Annotated in this window: 14 protein-coding genes; 9 read left to right on the top strand and 5 right to left on the bottom strand. The window is 61.0% G+C overall.

The genetic code is table 11. The features are described from left to right. Positions 1–75 precede the first annotated feature (75 nt). Positions 76–2,355 carry a phosphoenolpyruvate--protein phosphotransferase gene (ptsP, locus tag KUV46_08275; protein ID QYI99355.1) on the bottom strand — a complete coding sequence of 760 codons (2,280 nt, stop codon included), beginning with the start codon at positions 2,353–2,355 and terminating at the stop codon, positions 76–78. A 25-nt stretch (positions 2,356–2,380) separates the two neighbouring features. After that, positions 2,381–3,628 carry an aspartate kinase gene (locus KUV46_08270; GenBank protein ID QYI99354.1) on the bottom strand — a complete coding sequence of 416 codons (1,248 nt, stop codon included), beginning with the start codon at positions 3,626–3,628 and terminating at the stop codon, positions 2,381–2,383. 132 nt (positions 3,629–3,760) lie between these two features. Between KUV46_08270 and ubiG the strand changes: the two genes are divergently transcribed. From ubiG to mltF, 4 genes are all read left to right on the top strand, one after another. Further along, on the top strand, positions 3,761–4,549 hold the full coding sequence (ubiG, locus tag KUV46_08265; GenBank protein QYI99353.1) for a bifunctional 2-polyprenyl-6-hydroxyphenol methylase/3-demethylubiquinol 3-O-methyltransferase UbiG: 789 nt from the start codon (positions 3,761–3,763) through the stop codon (positions 4,547–4,549). Continuing rightward, positions 4,549–5,151, top strand: coding sequence for a DUF924 domain-containing protein (locus KUV46_08260; protein ID QYI99352.1), 603 nt, complete (start codon positions 4,549–4,551; stop codon positions 5,149–5,151). The genes ubiG and KUV46_08260 overlap by 1 nt, the downstream gene beginning before the upstream one ends. A gap of 115 nt (positions 5,152–5,266) precedes the next feature. After that, positions 5,267–6,529, top strand: a complete 1,263-nt coding sequence (locus KUV46_08255; GenBank protein QYI99351.1) for a multidrug effflux MFS transporter — start codon at positions 5,267–5,269, stop codon at positions 6,527–6,529. Positions 6,530–6,701: 172 nt separating this feature from the next. Continuing rightward, a complete protein-coding gene (gene mltF / locus KUV46_08250; GenBank protein QYI99350.1) occupies positions 6,702–8,060 on the top strand; it encodes a membrane-bound lytic murein transglycosylase MltF in 1,359 nt (452 codons plus the stop codon). Between the two features lie 28 nt (positions 8,061–8,088). Here mltF and KUV46_08245 read toward each other — a convergent pair whose 3' ends face one another. After that, positions 8,089–9,168 (bottom strand): hemolysin family protein, encoded by a 1,080-nt coding sequence (locus tag KUV46_08245; GenBank protein ID QYI99349.1) that lies wholly within the window; start codon positions 9,166–9,168, stop codon positions 8,089–8,091. Between the two features lie 99 nt (positions 9,169–9,267). Continuing rightward, positions 9,268–11,256, bottom strand: coding sequence for a protein meaA (locus KUV46_08240; protein ID QYI99348.1), 1,989 nt, complete (start codon positions 11,254–11,256; stop codon positions 9,268–9,270). Positions 11,257–11,469: 213 nt separating this feature from the next. Here KUV46_08240 and KUV46_08235 point away from each other — a divergent pair, with 213 nt between their 5' ends. Beyond that, positions 11,470–12,000, top strand: a complete 531-nt coding sequence (locus KUV46_08235; protein ID QYI99347.1) for a hypothetical protein — start codon at positions 11,470–11,472, stop codon at positions 11,998–12,000. Between the two features lie 58 nt (positions 12,001–12,058). Beyond that, the gene (locus tag KUV46_08230; GenBank protein QYI99346.1) at positions 12,059–12,346 is read left to right on the top strand and encodes a SemiSWEET transporter; all 288 of its coding nucleotides are present in this window, start codon (positions 12,059–12,061) and stop codon (positions 12,344–12,346) included. On the opposite strand, the gene KUV46_08225 is transcribed toward KUV46_08230, so the two are convergent. Beyond that, positions 12,330–13,220: an aminotransferase class IV gene (locus tag KUV46_08225; GenBank protein QYI99345.1), complete on the bottom strand. Its 891-nt coding sequence runs from the start codon at positions 13,218–13,220 to the stop codon at positions 12,330–12,332. The genes KUV46_08230 and KUV46_08225 overlap by 17 nt on opposite strands. A gap of 158 nt (positions 13,221–13,378) precedes the next feature. On the opposite strand from KUV46_08225, the gene ccrA reads away from it, so the two are divergent. The 3 genes from ccrA (at position 13,379) to KUV46_08210 (ending at position 16,727) form a co-directional block, all read left to right on the top strand. Beyond that, a complete protein-coding gene (gene ccrA / locus KUV46_08220; protein QYI99344.1) occupies positions 13,379–14,650 on the top strand; it encodes a crotonyl-CoA carboxylase/reductase in 1,272 nt (423 codons plus the stop codon). Between the two features lie 92 nt (positions 14,651–14,742). Then, entirely contained in the window at positions 14,743–15,144 is a 402-nt protein-coding gene (locus tag KUV46_08215; GenBank protein ID QYI99343.1) for a hypothetical protein, read from the top strand. A gap of 80 nt (positions 15,145–15,224) precedes the next feature. Beyond that, positions 15,225–16,727 carry a M20 family peptidase gene (locus KUV46_08210; protein ID QYI99342.1) on the top strand — a complete coding sequence of 501 codons (1,503 nt, stop codon included), beginning with the start codon at positions 15,225–15,227 and terminating at the stop codon, positions 16,725–16,727. The last annotated feature ends 142 nt before the right edge of the window (positions 16,728–16,869 follow it).

Genomic DNA, 16,869 nt, shown 5'->3' with positions numbered 1-16,869 from the left:
ATCCAATCGGTGACTGGCGGATGAATTTTGGAAACTGCATACCCCGTGCCATGCAGCCCTTAGGGTATACGCTGCCTATCCATGATCTTTCAAGGCAATTTTCTGTATCGCGGCAATGGATAATACTTCGTTACGCAAATTGGCATTGGATTCATAAATTGCGGCGCGAAATTCAGGACCAAAGGTAGAAATATCGAGGCTTCTGAGCATGCGCTTCACCGGTCCGATGCCCGATGCGGGCATGGAAAGTGTATGGAAACCAAGCCCGATCAGGCACAAGGCTTCCAGTGGATGGGAGGCAATTTCTCCGCATACGGATACCGGAAGTTGATATCGCTCGCACTCCTGGCGGACCATATCGAGGAACCGCAGAGCAGGCCGGGAGATGAAATCGTATCGTTCCGAGACAGCTGGAACCATGCGGTCTGCCGCAAAGAAGAATTGTAGAAGGTCGTTCGTCCCGACCGAGATAAAGTCTGCTTCTGAGGCAAGCTCGCCGAGCGAGAAGGCGAGTGCAGGCGCCTCGAGCATGGCGCCGGTACGCACTTCGCACGGTGCCTGAAAGCCGCGCGCCGCGCTCCACTCAATTTCTTCCATGAGGAGCGCCTTGGCCTCGAAGAACTCTTCGGCCTTCGTCACCATAGGGAACATGACGCTTAATGGACCGCCATCGGCGGCCCTGACAAGCGCGCGCAGCTGGCGGCGGAAGAGGCCCGGTCGATCCAGCGCAAAGCGGATGGACCGCCAGCCGAGGGCGGGGTTTTCTTCCTCACCCTTGTTCGCGTTTGGCAGCATCTTATCGCCGCCAAGATCGAGCGTGCGGAAATGGACCGGACGGTTGCCTGCATAGTCGAGGATCTGCCGGTAAAGGCCGATCTGCGATTCCATCTTTGGCAGCGTGTCAGAGACGAGGAACTGGAATTCGGTGCGGAAGAGACCGATGCCCTCGGCGCCCGTCTTGTCCATCGCGTCCATATCGAGGGCGAGACCGGCATTCAGCATCAGCTTGATATCGACGCCGTCGCGCGTGCGGGAGGGCTGGTCCTTTAAGGCCTGGAAGGCGGCCTGACGCTCTGTGCGCATCAACCGCCGCGTCTCATAGGCCGTCAGCAGGTCCTGGTCGGGACGCACATGGAGCGTGCCCTGCTCCGCATCGACGATCACCTGATCGCCCTGCGCGACCGCATTGCTGATCCCGGCCACGCCGCCAAGGGTGGGGATCCCGAGCGCGCGGGCGACGATTGCTGCGTGACTTGAGGGGGCGACCTCCTCAAGGATGATCGCGGCCAGACCGGAATTGCGATATTCGAGGAGTTCAGCCGGGCCGAGCCGGCGCGCGATCAGGACTTCGCTTGCGGCGCCCGGCTCTGCTCCATCATCGCTTACCGCCGAGCCGTCACTGCCTGCCAGGACACGCAGGAGCCGGTTATCGAGATCTTCAAGGTCATGCAGGCGTTCGCGCAGATATGGGTCGGCAGCGTTCTCTAGCTTGACCCGGTGCTCGCGGCGCGAGCGGTCCACCGCAGCCTCAGCCGAGAGGCCCGAGCGGACGGTTTCTTCCAGGCGGACCGCCCACATCGGATCGCTGGCGAGCATCTTGTAGGCTTCCAGAACCTCACGCGGTTCGCCGAATATGGCGCTCACATCATTGGTGAGCATGCGGTCGAGTGAGGCCTGCAGCTGCTTGAGGGCCGCGCGAAGGCGGCGCGCTTCGGCGTCCGGGTCATCTGTGAAATAGCGCGCTGGCGAGACGATTGGGTCATGCAGCCGTGCGGTGCCAAGGCCAAGGCCTTCACCGAGGATGCGCCCTTTCAGCGTGATCGGGCGGCTTTCGCGCGGGTCGGACGAAGATGGCTGCGTCGGCACATCAGAAGCGACGACCTCAGCCAGCACCATGGCGATGGTCTGCAGACTGTCGACTTCGTCTTCGTCGTAAAGCCGCTCTGTCCGGTTTTGCACGGTGAGAACGCCGATGACGCGTCCGCCGCGCAGGATCGGCACACCGAGAAAGGCGTGATACGGGTCTTCGCCCGTCTCCGGCCTGTAGGAGAAGGCTGGATGGCGCGGCGCATCCTGAATGGAGAGCGGCTCTCCTGACAGCGCAATCTGGCCGACAAGACCTTCATCGAAGGCCATGCGGGTTTGGTGCACAGCGCTTGCGGCAAGACCTTCGGTGGCGACAAGCTCTAGCTCATCAGTGTCGGTGCGTTTGTAGATGGAGCACACATCAGCGACCATCGTGCCCGCAATAAGGGTCACCACCTTCTGGAGGCGGGTGTCAGCCTCCATGTCGCCCGCCATGACATTGCGCAGGCGATTGATCAGGAGTCGAGGGACCGAAAAACTTTGGGGCATAGCAAGCCGCTCTTGGCGCGCGTGGCTACGTAGCGTCAAGTCCAAAGGCAGTGTGGAGTGCACGTACGGCGAGTTCGGTGTAGGCCGCATCGATGAGGACCGAAATCTTGATTTCGGAGGTGGAGATCACGTCAATATTGATCCCCTTCCTGTAGAGGGCATCGAACATTGTGCCAGCAACGCCGGTATGGCTTTTCATGCCGACGCCGATCACCGAAACCTTGGCGACATCGCGCGACACGCTGAGCGATTCAAAGCCAATATCTGCCTTGGAATTGAGCAGCAGTTTCTCTGCGTTTTCGCTGTCAGCGCTGGTGCAGGTGAAAACCATGTTGGCGCGCTCAGGACCGCGCGCATTGGCCTGCACGATCATGTCCACATTCACGCCTGCGTCTGCCAGCATGGAGAAGATGCGGGCCGAGACGCCCGGCTTGTCCTCTACGCCATAGAGAGTGACCTTGGCTTCGTCGCGCGAATAGGTGACGCCGTTGACGATCTGTTTTTCCACGATTTCATCCTCACTGCAGACATAGGTGCCTGGATTGTCTTCTCCGGGCTGCGCGAAGCTCGACAGCACACGCACGCGCACCTGGTGGTTCATGGCGAGCTCGACCGAGCGCGTCTGGAGGACCTTTGCGCCCAGCGACGCCATTTCGAGCATCTCTTCATAGGAAATCTTGTCGAGCCGGCGCGCCTGCGGAACGATGCGCGGGTCCGTCGTGTAGACCCCGTCCACATCGGTATAGATATCGCAGCTTTCTGCACCGAGCGCGGCGGCAACCGCCACGGCGCTGGTATCGGACCCGCCCCGGCCGAGTGTCGAGACACGGCCTTCATCGGTCACGCCCTGAAAACCGGCGATGACAGCGATCTCGCCGCCATCGACAGCGTCCAGGAGGCCTGAATTCTCAAAGCCCATGATACGCGCCTTGCCGTGGGCAGAGCTGGTCTTCATGGCGAGCTGCCAGCCGAGCCAGCTGCGTGCCTTGAGGCCGCGCTTGCGGAGGGCGAGCGCAAGAAGTCCGCTGGTGACCTGCTCTCCAGAGGAAACGACGACGTCGTACTCATCATCGAAAGACGGGCCGCTGAGATTGTCGCCAGCCGCGCCGCGCGCGAACCCGACGAGCTTGTTTGTCTCACCGGCCATGGCCGAAACGATCACTGCGAGCTTCTCGCCCTGGCTTGCCCGCCAGGACACAAGATCGGCGACATGCGCGATCCGATCAAGATCGCCCACCGACGTACCGCCAAATTTCAGAACCGTGCGCTGCATTGCCTCGCCGCCTGGCCCTCCCAAATAGAGATAAGACCGATCATATGATCGGGGGCATCAGGATATGCCCGGATGTCCCGCGCGCAGCTTTAGTCGTGTCAGGATGCGAGCGCAAACAGGATTGCTAAAGAGATGGATGAATTCTCAGAGAATACCGTAGCGGAACCCCGCCAGCCGAGCATCGACCCCGACGAGGTCGCCAAATTCTCTGCCATGGCGGCAGAATGGTGGGACCCGAAGGGCAAGTTCAAACCGCTGCACAAGTTCAATCCGGTGCGCCTCGGCTTCATCCGCGATACGGCCTGCGCCCATTTCGGACTGGATGGAACGGCGCGGAAGCCGCTTGAGGGGCTGCGCGTGCTTGATATCGGTTGCGGCGGGGGTCTCGTCAGTGAGCCTATGGCCCGGCTTGGCGCAAGCGTCACAGGCGTCGATGCCAGCGAAGCAAATATCAAGACAGCGCTGACCCATGCGCGCGAAGGCGGCCTCGACATCGACTATCGCGCGGGAACCGCAGAAGGTTTGCTGGAGGCAGGCGCCGAACCCTTCGACATCGTGCTGAACCTTGAAGTCGTCGAGCATGTCGCCGACCCGGCGCAGTTCATGAAGGACACGGCCGCGCTGCTGCGTCCGGGAGGGCTGATGATCGCTGCGACGCTGAACCGGACCCCGAAAGCGTTTGCGCTGGCCATTGTCGGAGCTGAATATGTACTGCGCTGGTTGCCGCCCGGCACGCATGAGTTTTCGAAGTTCCTGACGCCTGCAGAGGTCGCCGCACCGCTGCAGATGGCAGGGCTTGAAACCGACCGCCCGCAGGGTGTGTCCTACAATCCGGTTTCGGACAGCTGGCGCCTTTCGAATGACACGAAGGTCAACTACATGCTCGTCGCGCGGCGGCCTGTATCGCCTGGAGGCGGTTAATGATCACACCTGAAGATGTCCTGTCTTACTGGATCGGCGATACGGCCACATCGACCGGACAGCTGAAGGAAAAGAACAAGCTCTGGTTCGCCAAGAGCTTCGAGACGGACGAGGAAATCGCGAGCCGCTTTACCGATATTATCGGCGCGCTTGCAGCAGGTCTCGCCGCCGACTGGGCAAATCGCGGCGCACGAGGGCGACTGGCGGCCATCATTGCGCTGGATCAGTTCAGCCGGAACATCTTTCGCGGTCACCGCTACAGCTTCATGCACGATCCGCTGAGCCGCCACCTGATGCAGGTCGGCCTCGACCTTGGCCAGGACAGGACGCTGTCGGAAACCGAGCGCGTCTTTTTCTACCTGCCGGCTGAGCATTCAGAGAAAATGGCGGACCAGAATCTCTCTGTCTCTCTGTTCGAGAAACTCAGCGAAGACGCCCGCCCGGACTATAAAGAGTTCTGCAAGACGACGCTCGATTATGCCTACAAGCACCGCGAAGTGATCGAGCGGTTTGGTCGTTTCCCGCACCGCAATAAGCTTCTGCAACGCACGTCTACGCCGGCTGAAGAGAAGTATCTTTCTGAGCCGGGCGCAGGCTTCTAGGCAGCCAGACGGGCGCCCCTCTCGCTAAGTCAGACTTGCAGCTATGCGCGAGCGGTGGTTGCAATTGAAACCTGGCGGGCCAGATAGCCGTGCTGGACGATGGACGAGTGGCCCGATGCAGAGTGAAACAGTAAAGACAATCGCACCGGCCGTCCGCCCTGCCCTCCCAATGCCACTCTGGGAATTCGTTGGCATGATTGCCGCGATGATGGCGCTGAACGCGCTGGCCATCGACACGATGCTGCCTGCGCTGCACGACATCGCGCAATCCTATGGGCTGCAGGAGGCCAATGACCAGCAGCTGGTGATCTTTGCCTATGTGCTTGGCTTCGGGGCGCCGCAACTGGTGTTCGGGCCAATCTCCGACAGTGTCGGGCGCAAGAAGATCGTGCTTGGCTGCATCGCTTTCTACACGATTACGGGCTTTGCCTGCATGGCGGCGACGAGCTTTTCCATGCTGCTGGTGACGCGCTTCCTGCAGGGGATCGCAGCCTCTGGCATTCGCGTCATCGCGGTCTCTGTCGTTCGTGACCTTATGGGCGGGCGGGCCATGGCGCGGCTGATGTCGCTTGTGATGACCGTGTTCATGGTGGTGCCGATCCTTGCGCCGTCTCTCGGCCAGGGCGTCATGCTGTTTGCCCCCTGGCAGTGGACCTTCGGCGTCCTCGGGATTGCAGGCCTGCTCATGATGGTCTGGATCAGCCTGCGCCTGCCCGAAACGCTCCCGGCAGAGAACCGCCCTCCCCTCAATCTCGGTGGCTCGTTCAAGGCCTACAAGCAGGTCCTGACCACGCGCGTCACGCTTGGCTATATGTGCGCGAGCGGCGTCATCTTCGGGGCGCTCTTTTCTTATGTCGCATCGTCCGAACAGGTCTTCCGTGACGTCTTCGACAAGGCTGACACATTCGTGCTCTGGTTTGCGGGGATCGCAGGCGCGCTCTCCATCGCAAACTTCATGAACTCTCGCATTGTCGAGCGGATCGGCATGCGCCGGGTGAGCCATACGGTCCTGCTTGGTTTCATCGTGCTTGCGGGCATCAACACACTGGCCATGATCCAGTTCGGCGAGCGGCTTATCATCTTCTACCCGCTCTTCGCCCTGACCTTTGCCTGCTTTGGTCTTATCGGCGCGAACTTCTCGGCGCTCGCCATGGAGCCGCTGGGCAAGATCGCCGGGACGGGCAGCGCCGCCTATGGCTTCATGACGACCACCGTGGCGAGCTTTTTCGGCTGGCTGGTGGCGAGCCGTTTCAATGGGTCGGTCGTGCCTATTCTTGAAGGCTATGTCGGGCTTGGCCTTGCCTGCCTCCTGATCGTCCTCTTCACCGAGAAGGGCCGCCTGTTTGGCAGCCGCGACGATCCCGAATACGAAGACTGATTTTCTCAAGCTCTGCAGAATCGGGACAGGTTATTAAAAATCCGTCCCGCCAGAGTCCGTGAGGCACGCCATGGTTGCAGGATTTTCGCTAAGCGAAAGAATCCCGGCGAAAATTTGAACTGACGCCTCGTTCAACTATTGTGTGGGTATGCATGAGAAAGTTCGCATTAGCTTGATAGCTGGCGCGACGATCCTGGCAGGGCTTAGCACAACGAGGTGTAACTCCGCGCCAGAGACGACCAATGTCGTTCAGGGCGGGTCTGTCGAGACCATCCGAGAGGATGGAGATCTGATCGTTTTGACGCTCGAAGGCCCGACGACGTTCAGCGCATCGCGCGCCGGCGCGATCGGCTATGAAGCAGACCTAATGAAAGCCTTCGCCGAAGACCTCGGCGTGACGCCCCGCTTCATCCAGATGGACAGTATCGATGAGATACTGGATGCCATGGAGGATGGCCGGGCGCATCTGGCCGCTGCCAATCTGACAATTACGGACGCCCGCAAATCGAGGCTGTCCTTTGGTCCGGCCTATCGCAACGTTGAAGAGAGCGTGGTCTGCCACCAGAGTGGACCTGCCCCGCAGACGCTTGAAGCGCTATCGCAAGTCAGCCTCTCGGTTGTCCGGGGCTCCACCTATGCCGAAACGCTCGAAGGCCTGAGTGAAGATTATCCGGCCCTGTCCTTTGAAACAGAAATTGCAGGCTCGGCCCTGCCTATGCTGCGCGATGTAGCCGAGCAGCGGGTGGATTGCACGGTGGCTGACTCCCACCTCGCCGAATATGCAAGGCGGCTATATCCCGACCTCGTGATTCCAATGACACTGACCGAGGCAAGGCCGCTCGGCTGGGTCTATAATTCAGAGATCGCGGGCATGGATCAGGCGCTGGCCGGCTGGTTCATGGAAGCTCACGCCAACGGATATCTGGAAGAGCTGGACGAACACTGGTTCGGCCATCTGGATGAGTTTGACTATGTCGAAGTCCTTCGCTTCGTCGAGCGGGTAGAAGATCGCCTGCCACTCTATCGAAATTATTTCGAAGCCGCCGCTGAAGAGAAGCCGTTCGACTGGCTACTCTTGGCTGCGCAGGCCTATCAGGAATCGCACTGGAATCCTGACGCCGTCAGTCCAACAGGCGTTCGCGGTATCATGATGCTGACGCGGCCGACGGCGCAGGAAGTCGGTATCCAGGACCGGACTGACCCTGCCCAGAGTGTGGATGGCGGCGCACGCTATCTTGCGCGGCTTTATGACAGGCTGCCCGACGCCATCCAGGGCGAGGACCGCCTCTGGTTTGCGCTTGCGGCATATAATGTCGGGATGGGCCATGTTTACGATGCCCGCACGCTGGCGCGAAGGCAGGGTCTCAACCCGAATGACTGGCAGAATATCGAGCGGATGCTGCCGCTTCTGACGCGCCCGAAATACTACAACTCAGTCAATCACGGCTATGCGCGCGGCTATGAGCCGGTGCGCTATGTCGAGCGGATCCGCGACTATTACAACATGCTGCGGGCGAACGTGCCGGTCTGATCGACCGGCACTTTCCCACTCTGCTGGCCTAGGTCGACTTCTTCGATGCGTCGTCGATCAGGTCAGCATTGATGCCCATGCTGCCCATACGCTCTTTCCAGCGCTGGCGGGCAAGCTTCTGCATGTCTTCGACGACATCCTGCTCATCAATGATTTCGAGGCCGAGCAGGGTCTCGACAATGTCTTCGAGCGTGACGAGGCCGAGGACGGTGCCAAACTCATCCACGACAACGGCGATATGACTCTTGTCCTCCATGAGGAGACCGAATGTGGCCGATGCCGTTTTGCTGTCCGGGATGGTCAGGATATCGCGCTTGAAGGTGCCAAGCGCGGCGTCGAACTCATCGCGGGCCTGCGCCACGAGAAGATCGTTTTTCAGGACATAGCCCGTCATGTCATCCGTATCGCCAGCCGATACGAGGATGCGCGAAAATGGCTTTTCAGAATGCTTCTGGAAGAACTCGTCGACATTCATGGTCGCGGGGACCGAGAAGATGACCGGGCGCGGGGTCATGATATCGCGGACCGACAGGCGGTTGAGCTTCATCACATTCGAAAGGATGCGGTGCTCACGCGCATTGATCGCGCCTTCTTCTGCGCCGATGCGGGCCATGGCCTGCAGCTCGTCGCGGCTGAAAGTCGGCTGACCATGTGCGCCAGCCGAAACTAGTTTGGTCAGCTGTTCGAAAATGATGACGAAAGGCGTCAGCAGGATGGTGAGCCACCAGATGAGCGTGCCCATCAGCGGAGCCAGCTTCTGCCAGTAGGCCGCGCCAATCGATTTCGGGATGATCTCAGAAAAGACGAGGATGAGCAGGGTCAGAACGCCCGACGTCACACCGAGATAGGCGTTGCCGAATACCACGGCCGATTGCGCGCCAACACCCGCCGCGCCCACAGTGTGGGCAATCGTGTTAGCCGTCAGGATGGCTGCAAGCGGCCGGTCGATCCGCTTGCGCAGCTTGGCGAGCACCTTGCCCCCCGGCTTCTTCTGCTGCTCCAGTGTTGCGATGTAGGACGGCCGGACTGAGAGAAGGACGGCTTCGGCCACCGAACAGAAGAACGATACGCCGATCGCAATCGCGAGATAAACAAGAAGTAGGGTCATGGTGCTGTCGGGCCGTCAGGCCCGTGAGGTCTCCTTTGTCAGGCTGGGTTTTGAGATAGGTCCCTGCGCGTAACGCGCAACGTGCGCGCCGCGTTGCACCTAAACCTTTTCCAGCCAGGCATCCTCTACCGTGTCGACGACATCGCTCATGATCGACGTGATCTTGAAGTCTTTTGGGGTGTAGACGCGGCGCACGCCCATCTGTTTCAACGCGCGCTCATCCTCTGGCGGGATGATGCCGCCAACGATGAGGGGCACATTCTCAAGGCCAATCTTGCGCAGCTCTGAAATCGTGTCGCGGACGAGGTCGAGATGGCTGCCCGACAGGATGGAGAGGCCGACGACGTGGGCGTTGGCCTCCTTGGCCTGCGCGGCGATATCCGCCGGCGTAAAGCGGATGCCTTCATAGACGACATCCATGCCGCAGGCGCGTGCGCGGCTGGCAATCTGTTCGGCGCCATTCGAATGTCCATCAAGGCCGGGCTTGCCGAGTACATAGGTGAGCTTGCGGCCGAGCGCTTCGGACACTTTCTCAACCCGCGCGCGGGTCTTTTCGATGTCCTCGTCGCCGCGCGTCTCGACGGTCAGCGCGACGCCGGTCGGCCCGCGATACTCACCAAAGACTTCGCGCAGCGCGCCGCCCCACTCACCTGTGGTGACGCCTGCCTTGGCGGCGGCGATGGACGGCTCCATGATGTTTTCGCCGGACCGGGCCGCTTCCTGAAGGGCTGAGAGCGCGGCCTGAGCAGCGGCCTCATCACGGGATTTGCGCCAGTCCTTCAAGGCTTTTACCTGGCCCGCCTCAACCATCGGATCGACGGTCTCGATCATTTTCTCGCCTGCGCTAAGCGGGCTGTCGGCTGTTTCCTGATAGCGGTTCACACCGACCACGGTCTGCGCGCCGCTTTCAATGGCGAGGATGCGCTCAACATGGGCGCCGACGAGGCTTTCCTTCATGTAAGGCACGGAATCGACAGCGCCGCCCATCTCATCGAGGCGGGCAAGTTCGGCGCGCGCGCCCTCTTTCAGCTCATTGGTCTTCGCATCGACGACGTGGCTGCCGTCGAACAGGTCCTCGAATTCCAGAAGGTCTGTCTCATAGGCGAGGATCTGCTGGAGGCGCAGCGACCATTGCTGGTCCCATTCGCGCGGCAGGCCCATCGCCTCGTTCCAGGCGGGCAGCTGGAGCGCGCGGCAGCGGGCGCGCTTGGAGAGGGTCACGGCGAGGGCCTCGAGCAGGATGCGGTAGACATTGTTCTCCGGCTGCTGCTCCGTCAGGCCAAGCGAGTTGACCTGTACGCCATAGCGGAAGCGGAGCGCTTTCTCGTCATCGACGCCGTAACGCTCGCGGCCAATCTCTTCCCAGAGATCAGTGAATGCGCGCATCTTGCAGAGCTCTGTCACGAAGCGCACGCCTGCGTTCACGAAGAAGGAGATGCGGCCAAAGACGGTCGGGAAGTCCTCATCAGGCACCTGGCCGCCAGCCTTTACCTTGTCGAGCACGGCGCAGGCGGTCGCGAGCGCGTAGGCGAGCTCCTGCTCTGGCGTCGCGCCGGCCTCCTGCAGGTGGTAGGAGCAGACGTTCAGCGGATTCCACTTCGGCACTTCGGTGTAGCACCAGCTGACCATGTCGGCGATGAGGCGCATGGATGGCTCCGGCGGGAACACATAGGTGCCGCGTGAGAGGTATTCCTTGATGATGTCGTTCTGGGTGGTGCCGCGCAGCTTCTTGCGGTCATCGCCGCGCTCATCGGCGAGCGCCACATAGAGAGCCAGCAGCCAGGCCGCAGGCGCATTGATCGTCATGGAGGTGTTCATTTCCTCCAGCGGCAACCCCTCAAACAGGGTGCGCATATCACCAAGATGGCTGACCGGCACGCCGACCTTGCCGACCTCGCCGCGCGAGAGAACGTGGTCGCTGTCATAGGCGGTCTGTGTTGGCAGATCGAAGGCGATGGAGAGGCCCGTCTGGCCACGCGCGAGGTTGGAGCGGTAGAGCGTGTTGGATTTCGCCGCGGTGGAATGGCCTGCATAGGTACGGAAAATCCACGGCCTGTCGGCATCGTGCTGGTAATCGCGTTCACTCATTTATACGCTCCTCCTTATATTGCGGCGCAACATGTACCGAACGTAGCGTCAGGGCAAGTTCTACCAGTTGGGGGATTGCATCACGCCGCTCGCAAAACAATCTTGCGCTGAGAAGGCGCCCGGCGGGCGTGTCTGCTCACAGGGGCAGGCAAGCCGCCACGCGAGAGAGCCGAGGCGCACTGGCGCGGTGCGGCGCAGTCTGGAGCAGAACACATGACCGGCCTTATCCGACTGAGCCTTGCCCTGCGGCTGGCTGCCCTGCTTGCCCTGCCGCTCGCGATTCTTACGGCTGTGGTCATGGAGCGCAGCGCCATCATGGTCGTGCTGATCGCCGCGGTGATGACGGCAGTGCGCCCTGTCGTCCTTCGCGCCGTCAAGCAGCGCCCACCGCCATGGCCCGGGCTTCAGAAGCTTGCGCCGAAGTTTGTCGGCATGGTCGTTCTGGGCGGCATCCTGTTCGTTGCCTTTGCCGGGATTGCGGCGCTGTTTACCGAAGTCGACCTCGAGAGCCGTCTGACGATGGCCGATGCAGCCATCCTTGGGTTCTGGGGCGCATTTGCGGCGATTTGCCTCGCCATTCCGGTGAAGCTGCTGGACGGGGTGATCGACACGTCAGGCGCGGGCCTGAAAGTCGGTCCGTTTGCCATAAGCCCGGATGGGACATCGCCCGGCGACGATGGCGGTGAGATCATTGAGGGCGAAGTGATCGGGCGCGGCCCGCGCAAGCCGGACGGTCGCGATTAAGTCAGAGACAGCGCGTTCTAGAACGTGGTATTTCCCCGTCCTTCGGCGCAGACGGGGGATGGGAATGGCTGACTTTCTGGGACTGGTGGCTGCGTGCCTGACAACGGCGAGCTTTGTGCCGCAGGCGATCCTCGTGCTTCGGACGCGCAACACCGATGGCCTGTCGCTTTACATGTACCTGCTCTTCACAACAGGCGTCGCCTTCTGGCTGGTCTATGGCGTGCTGATCGAAAGCCTGCCCATCATCATCGCCAATCTGATCACTGTCGTGCTCGCCTCCATGATCCTGACCGTGAAGCTGATGAATACGATGTCTGCCCGGCGCGCGATTATCCGTTCGCGTTGAGCCACGACGCGCGGGCATCGAGATCTGCGCCAATCCCGCGATAGTACTGGCCCTGCACCCGGCGCGTCACTGGCCCAGGCTTGCCCATGCCAACCGGTTTTCCATCCAGCTGCACCACAGGCAGGATGAGACCTGTCGCAGACGTGGTGAACACTTCCTGCGAGGTCAGGAGTTCATCGAGGCTGATCGCGCGTTCCTCTACCGTGATGCCTTCGCGGGCGAGATGGGCGAGGACAGACTGGCGGGTAATGCCGGGCAGGATCTGACGGCCGAGGTTGCGGGTCACAAGCGTATCTGCGTCCAGCACGACCCAGAGATTCGCCGATGCGCCTTCGGTCACCATGCCGTCTTCGTGGAGAATAGCGCCGAACGCACCGCCGCGCTCCGCCTCACGATAGGCAAGTGCCTGCGAGAGAAGCTGGGTTGTCTTGAAGTCCCTGCGCTTCCATCGCTGGTCCTCGACCGTGATGGCCGAGACGCCGTGCTGTGCCTTCTCGCCGATGAGATTGCGTGTCTCGCAGAACATGAAAAGGCCCGGCGTGAGCGTTTCTGGCCCACCAAAGTCCCGGCGTCCATAGGCCCCGCCGGTGACCTGAAGATAGACGAAGCCTTCAGTGACGCCGTTTCGGGCGATCAGCTCTTCGTGCAGGCTTTTCAGGCGCTCAGCGAGGCCCTCACGCGGGATATCGATGCCGTCCAGCGTGCGACCAAGGCGCGCCATGTGTGGGTCGAAATCGATGAGGTTACCATCGAAGACGGCGGTCACTTCATAGGCGGCGTGTGAGAAAAGAAAGCCCCGGTCGAATGGCGACAGGCAGGCCTCATCCTTCTTCACGAATTCACCGTTCAGATAGACGATCTCAGCAGGCTGCATGGCAGGAAAACTCTCATTCTTTCGATCCGGGATGTTGCGCTGCAGCAAATTTTTCCTTGCCTTAGCGTCAATGATTTGGTCAGTGTCCCGCCATTGAGGAGATTTGTGAAGCAAAACAAAAATATTGCTCACAAGAGGACTATCGGAGGATTTGTAGAATGAGTGTTGCGACAATCGCGCGTGAGAAGAAAGATATTTACGAAGTCGGTGAGATTCCACCTGAGTTCCACGTGCCGAAATTCATGCATGCCTGGGCAATTCGCCGTGAGCGCCATGGCCGCCCGAATACGGCCATGCAGGTCGAGCAGGTGCCCGTGCCGGAGATCGATTCCGACGAAGTGCTCGTGCTCGTCATGGCCGCTGGCGTCAACTATAACGGTATCTGGGCCGGTCTCGGCGAGCCGATCTCGCCCTTCGATGTGCACAAGGCCGATTTCCATGTCGCAGGCTCTGACGCGTCCGGTATCGTCTGGGCCGTTGGCCGCAAAGTTACCCGCGTAAAGCCGGGCGACGAGGTCGTTATCCATTGTAACCAGGATGATGGCGACGATGAGGAATGCAATGGCGGCGACCCGATGTTCTCCCCGTCCCAGCGCATCTGGGGCTATGAAACGCCAGACGGCTCGTTCGCGCAGTTCTGCCGCGTTCAGGCGCGCCAGTGCATGCCGCGTCCAAAGCACCTCACCTGGGAAGAGAGCGCCTGCTACACGCTGACGCTCGCCACCGCCTATCGCATGCTGTTCGGCCACCGTCCGCATATTGTGAAGCCGGGCAATAACGTCCTCGTCTGGGGCGCATCCGGCGGTCTTGGCAGCTTCGGCGTCCAGCTCTGTGCCGTCACCGGCGCGCATGCGATCGGCGTCGTCTCCGACAATGACAAGTTCGACTTTGTCTATTCGATGGGCGCCAAGGGCGTTCTGAACCGCAAGGACTATAATTGCTGGGGCCAGCTGCCGAAAGTGAACGGCCCTGAATTCTCCGACTATATGCGCGAAAACCGCAAGTTCGGTAAGGCGATCTGGGAGATCACCGGCAAGAAGGATGTCGACATCGTATTCGAACATCCGGGCGAAAGCACTTTCCCGGTCTCTGTCTTCGTTGTGAAGCGCGGCGGCATGGTCGTCATTTGTGCGGGTACGACCGGCTTCAACCTGACCATGGATGCGCGCTTCCTCTGGATGCGCCAGAAGCGGGTGCAGGGTTCGCACTTTGCAAACCTTGCGCAAGCTTCGGCGGCGAACCAGCTGGTCATCGACCGCCGCATCGATCCGTGCATGTCGGAAGTCTTCCCTTGGGCAGATATCCCGGCCGCGCATGAGAAGATGCTCGATAACAAGCACCTGCCGGGCAACATGGCCGTGCTGGTGACATCGCCGAAGCCGGGTCTGCGCACCGTCGAGGACGTGCTCGCCGTTTCCGGCCAGGCCTGAACGCACGCACAGGCCGCAATTCATTAGGTACGCACCACTAAATGGTGTACCGTCGTCTCTGCTGGCGCTTTGCCAGCGGAGACCTCACCCCAATGCAGCTTCTCGCGCTCGCCTTCACCCTGGCACTTGCCCTTCCCGCGTCTCCGCGTGACCGCACGCAGGTTGCCTGGTCGTGTGATCTCGGTGGCTCTCCCGCGATACTGGAGGCTGAATACGATACTGTTGACGTGAGCGGCGCAGGCGTCGCGCCTGTCCGCGAGAACATCAACGAGTTTATCGCGAGCGGCGCAGGCAAGGTCTTCTTCAATGGACGGCTGACGCTGGACGATCGCAGCTATGTCTTCAGCGGCGAGGACCATCTCGCCGAATTCACCAATACCTCCACCCTTGATCGCTTCCATGTGCATATCATTCGCGAAGGGGACGTCCTGCGCCTCAGCGAAGACCGGGACGACGGCGAGAACAGGGTTTATTTCTGCCAGCTCGTGAACTGAGGCTGGCACTCCCTCTTGCCCACGCGCGCCGCGCGCACCAGAGTGGCCCGCAAAATAATGGCGATTGAGGGAGGGCCAGTATGTTCAAGAAAATCCTGCTTGGGGTAGGCGTTGCTTTTCTGGCCCTGATCGCTGTTCTGGTCATCCGCACGCTCAACTATGGCGGCGTGCCGGACACGGTGCAGAAAGTCGAGCTGCCAGAGCCGCCAGCGATTTCGGCCGATACAGCCGCCCGGCACCTCTCTGAAGCCATCCAGTTCCGCACGATCACGCTGTCATCCGGCGACCCACGGCCCGGTCAGGAAGGCCCGTGGCTTGAGCTGCAAACCTGGCTGGAAGAGACCTATCCGGCTTTCCATGCCGCCGCATCGAAAGAGACCGTGCCCGGCGGCTATACCGTCCTTTACACATGGGAAGGGTCTGCCCCCGCGCTCGATCCGCTTCTCCTCATGGCGCACCAGGATGTTGTCCCGGTGAACATCGGCACCGAAGGCGACTGGACCGGCGCGCCTTTCGCGGGCGAGATCGTCGATGGCTATGTCTATGGACGCGGCGCGATGGACGATAAGGGCTCTCTCGTCGCCATCATGGAAGGCCTTGATGCGCTGGCCCGCGATGGGTTTGAGCCGCAACGTACCATCCTGGTGCAGCTCGGACATGATGAAGAGGTGTCCGGCTCTGGCGCCGAGGCAGGGATCGCGCTTCTGAAAGAGCGCGGGGTGTCGCCTGTCATGGCGCTTGATGAAGGTTTCATGGTCGTTCAGGACAACCCGGTCACAGGCGGCACGCTGGGCCTGATCGGCGTGGCCGAGAAGGGCTATGTCACCGTCCAGATCACCGTCACGGCGGAGGGTGGGCACTCATCTGCACCGCCGCGCGATAGTGCCACGGTGCGCCTGTCGCGGGCGCTGATCGCGCTGGATGAGAACCAGATGGACGCGGATCTCTCCGCCTCACCAACCTCCGAGATGATGCAGGTCGTTGCCAGCGAGATGGGCTTTGTCCAGCGCATGGCGCTTGCAAACCAGTGGCTGCTGGGCGGCATGGTCGAGAGCGGCTTTGCAGCGTCACCGCAAGGCAATGCGATGATCCGCACAACGACGGCACCAACCATGCTGTCCGGCTCCGCCAAGGAAAACGTGCTGGCGCAGCGGGCAACCGCCATCGTCAATTTCCGGGTTCATCCGAACAATACGGTGCAGGATATTCTGGACCATATTGGTGAGGTGACCTCTGATATTGAGGGCCTCGAATACGCACCTGTTGCGGGCGGCATTGGCAGCGAAGCGTCTGGCGTCAGCGCGACTGACAACCGGGCCTATGGCGTGCTGCACGCCGTGGCGACCGAAGTTGGCGGCGGCGCGCCCGTCACCCCTGCCCTCGTTATCGGGGCGACCGATGCGCGTTATGCCAGCGCGATCACCGACAGCGTCTATCGCTTTGCGCCGAGCATTGTCGGCCCGGCGGACCTTGCAGGGTTTCACGGCACCAATGAGCGCCTCAGCGTCGAGAATATGGGGCACCTGTCACGCAGCTATGCGCAGATCGTGATGGCCATGGATACGCCGGAGGATGGCGAGTAGAGAAAGCGAGCGCGCTACAGAACCGCACTATCCGTCACTTTCTGCCAGCAACCCTGTGGTTCGACTTCGCTCACCATGCGGGTCTATTGCCGACGCTAGAAATGCCCGCATGGTGAGCGAAGTCGAACCATTTAGACGTAGG

Origin of the sequence: Thalassovita mediterranea, assembly GCA_019448215.1 — a bacterium.
Classification (GTDB): domain Bacteria; phylum Pseudomonadota; class Alphaproteobacteria; order Caulobacterales; family Hyphomonadaceae; genus Henriciella.
This window is presented reverse-complemented; position numbering and strand designations above follow the sequence as displayed.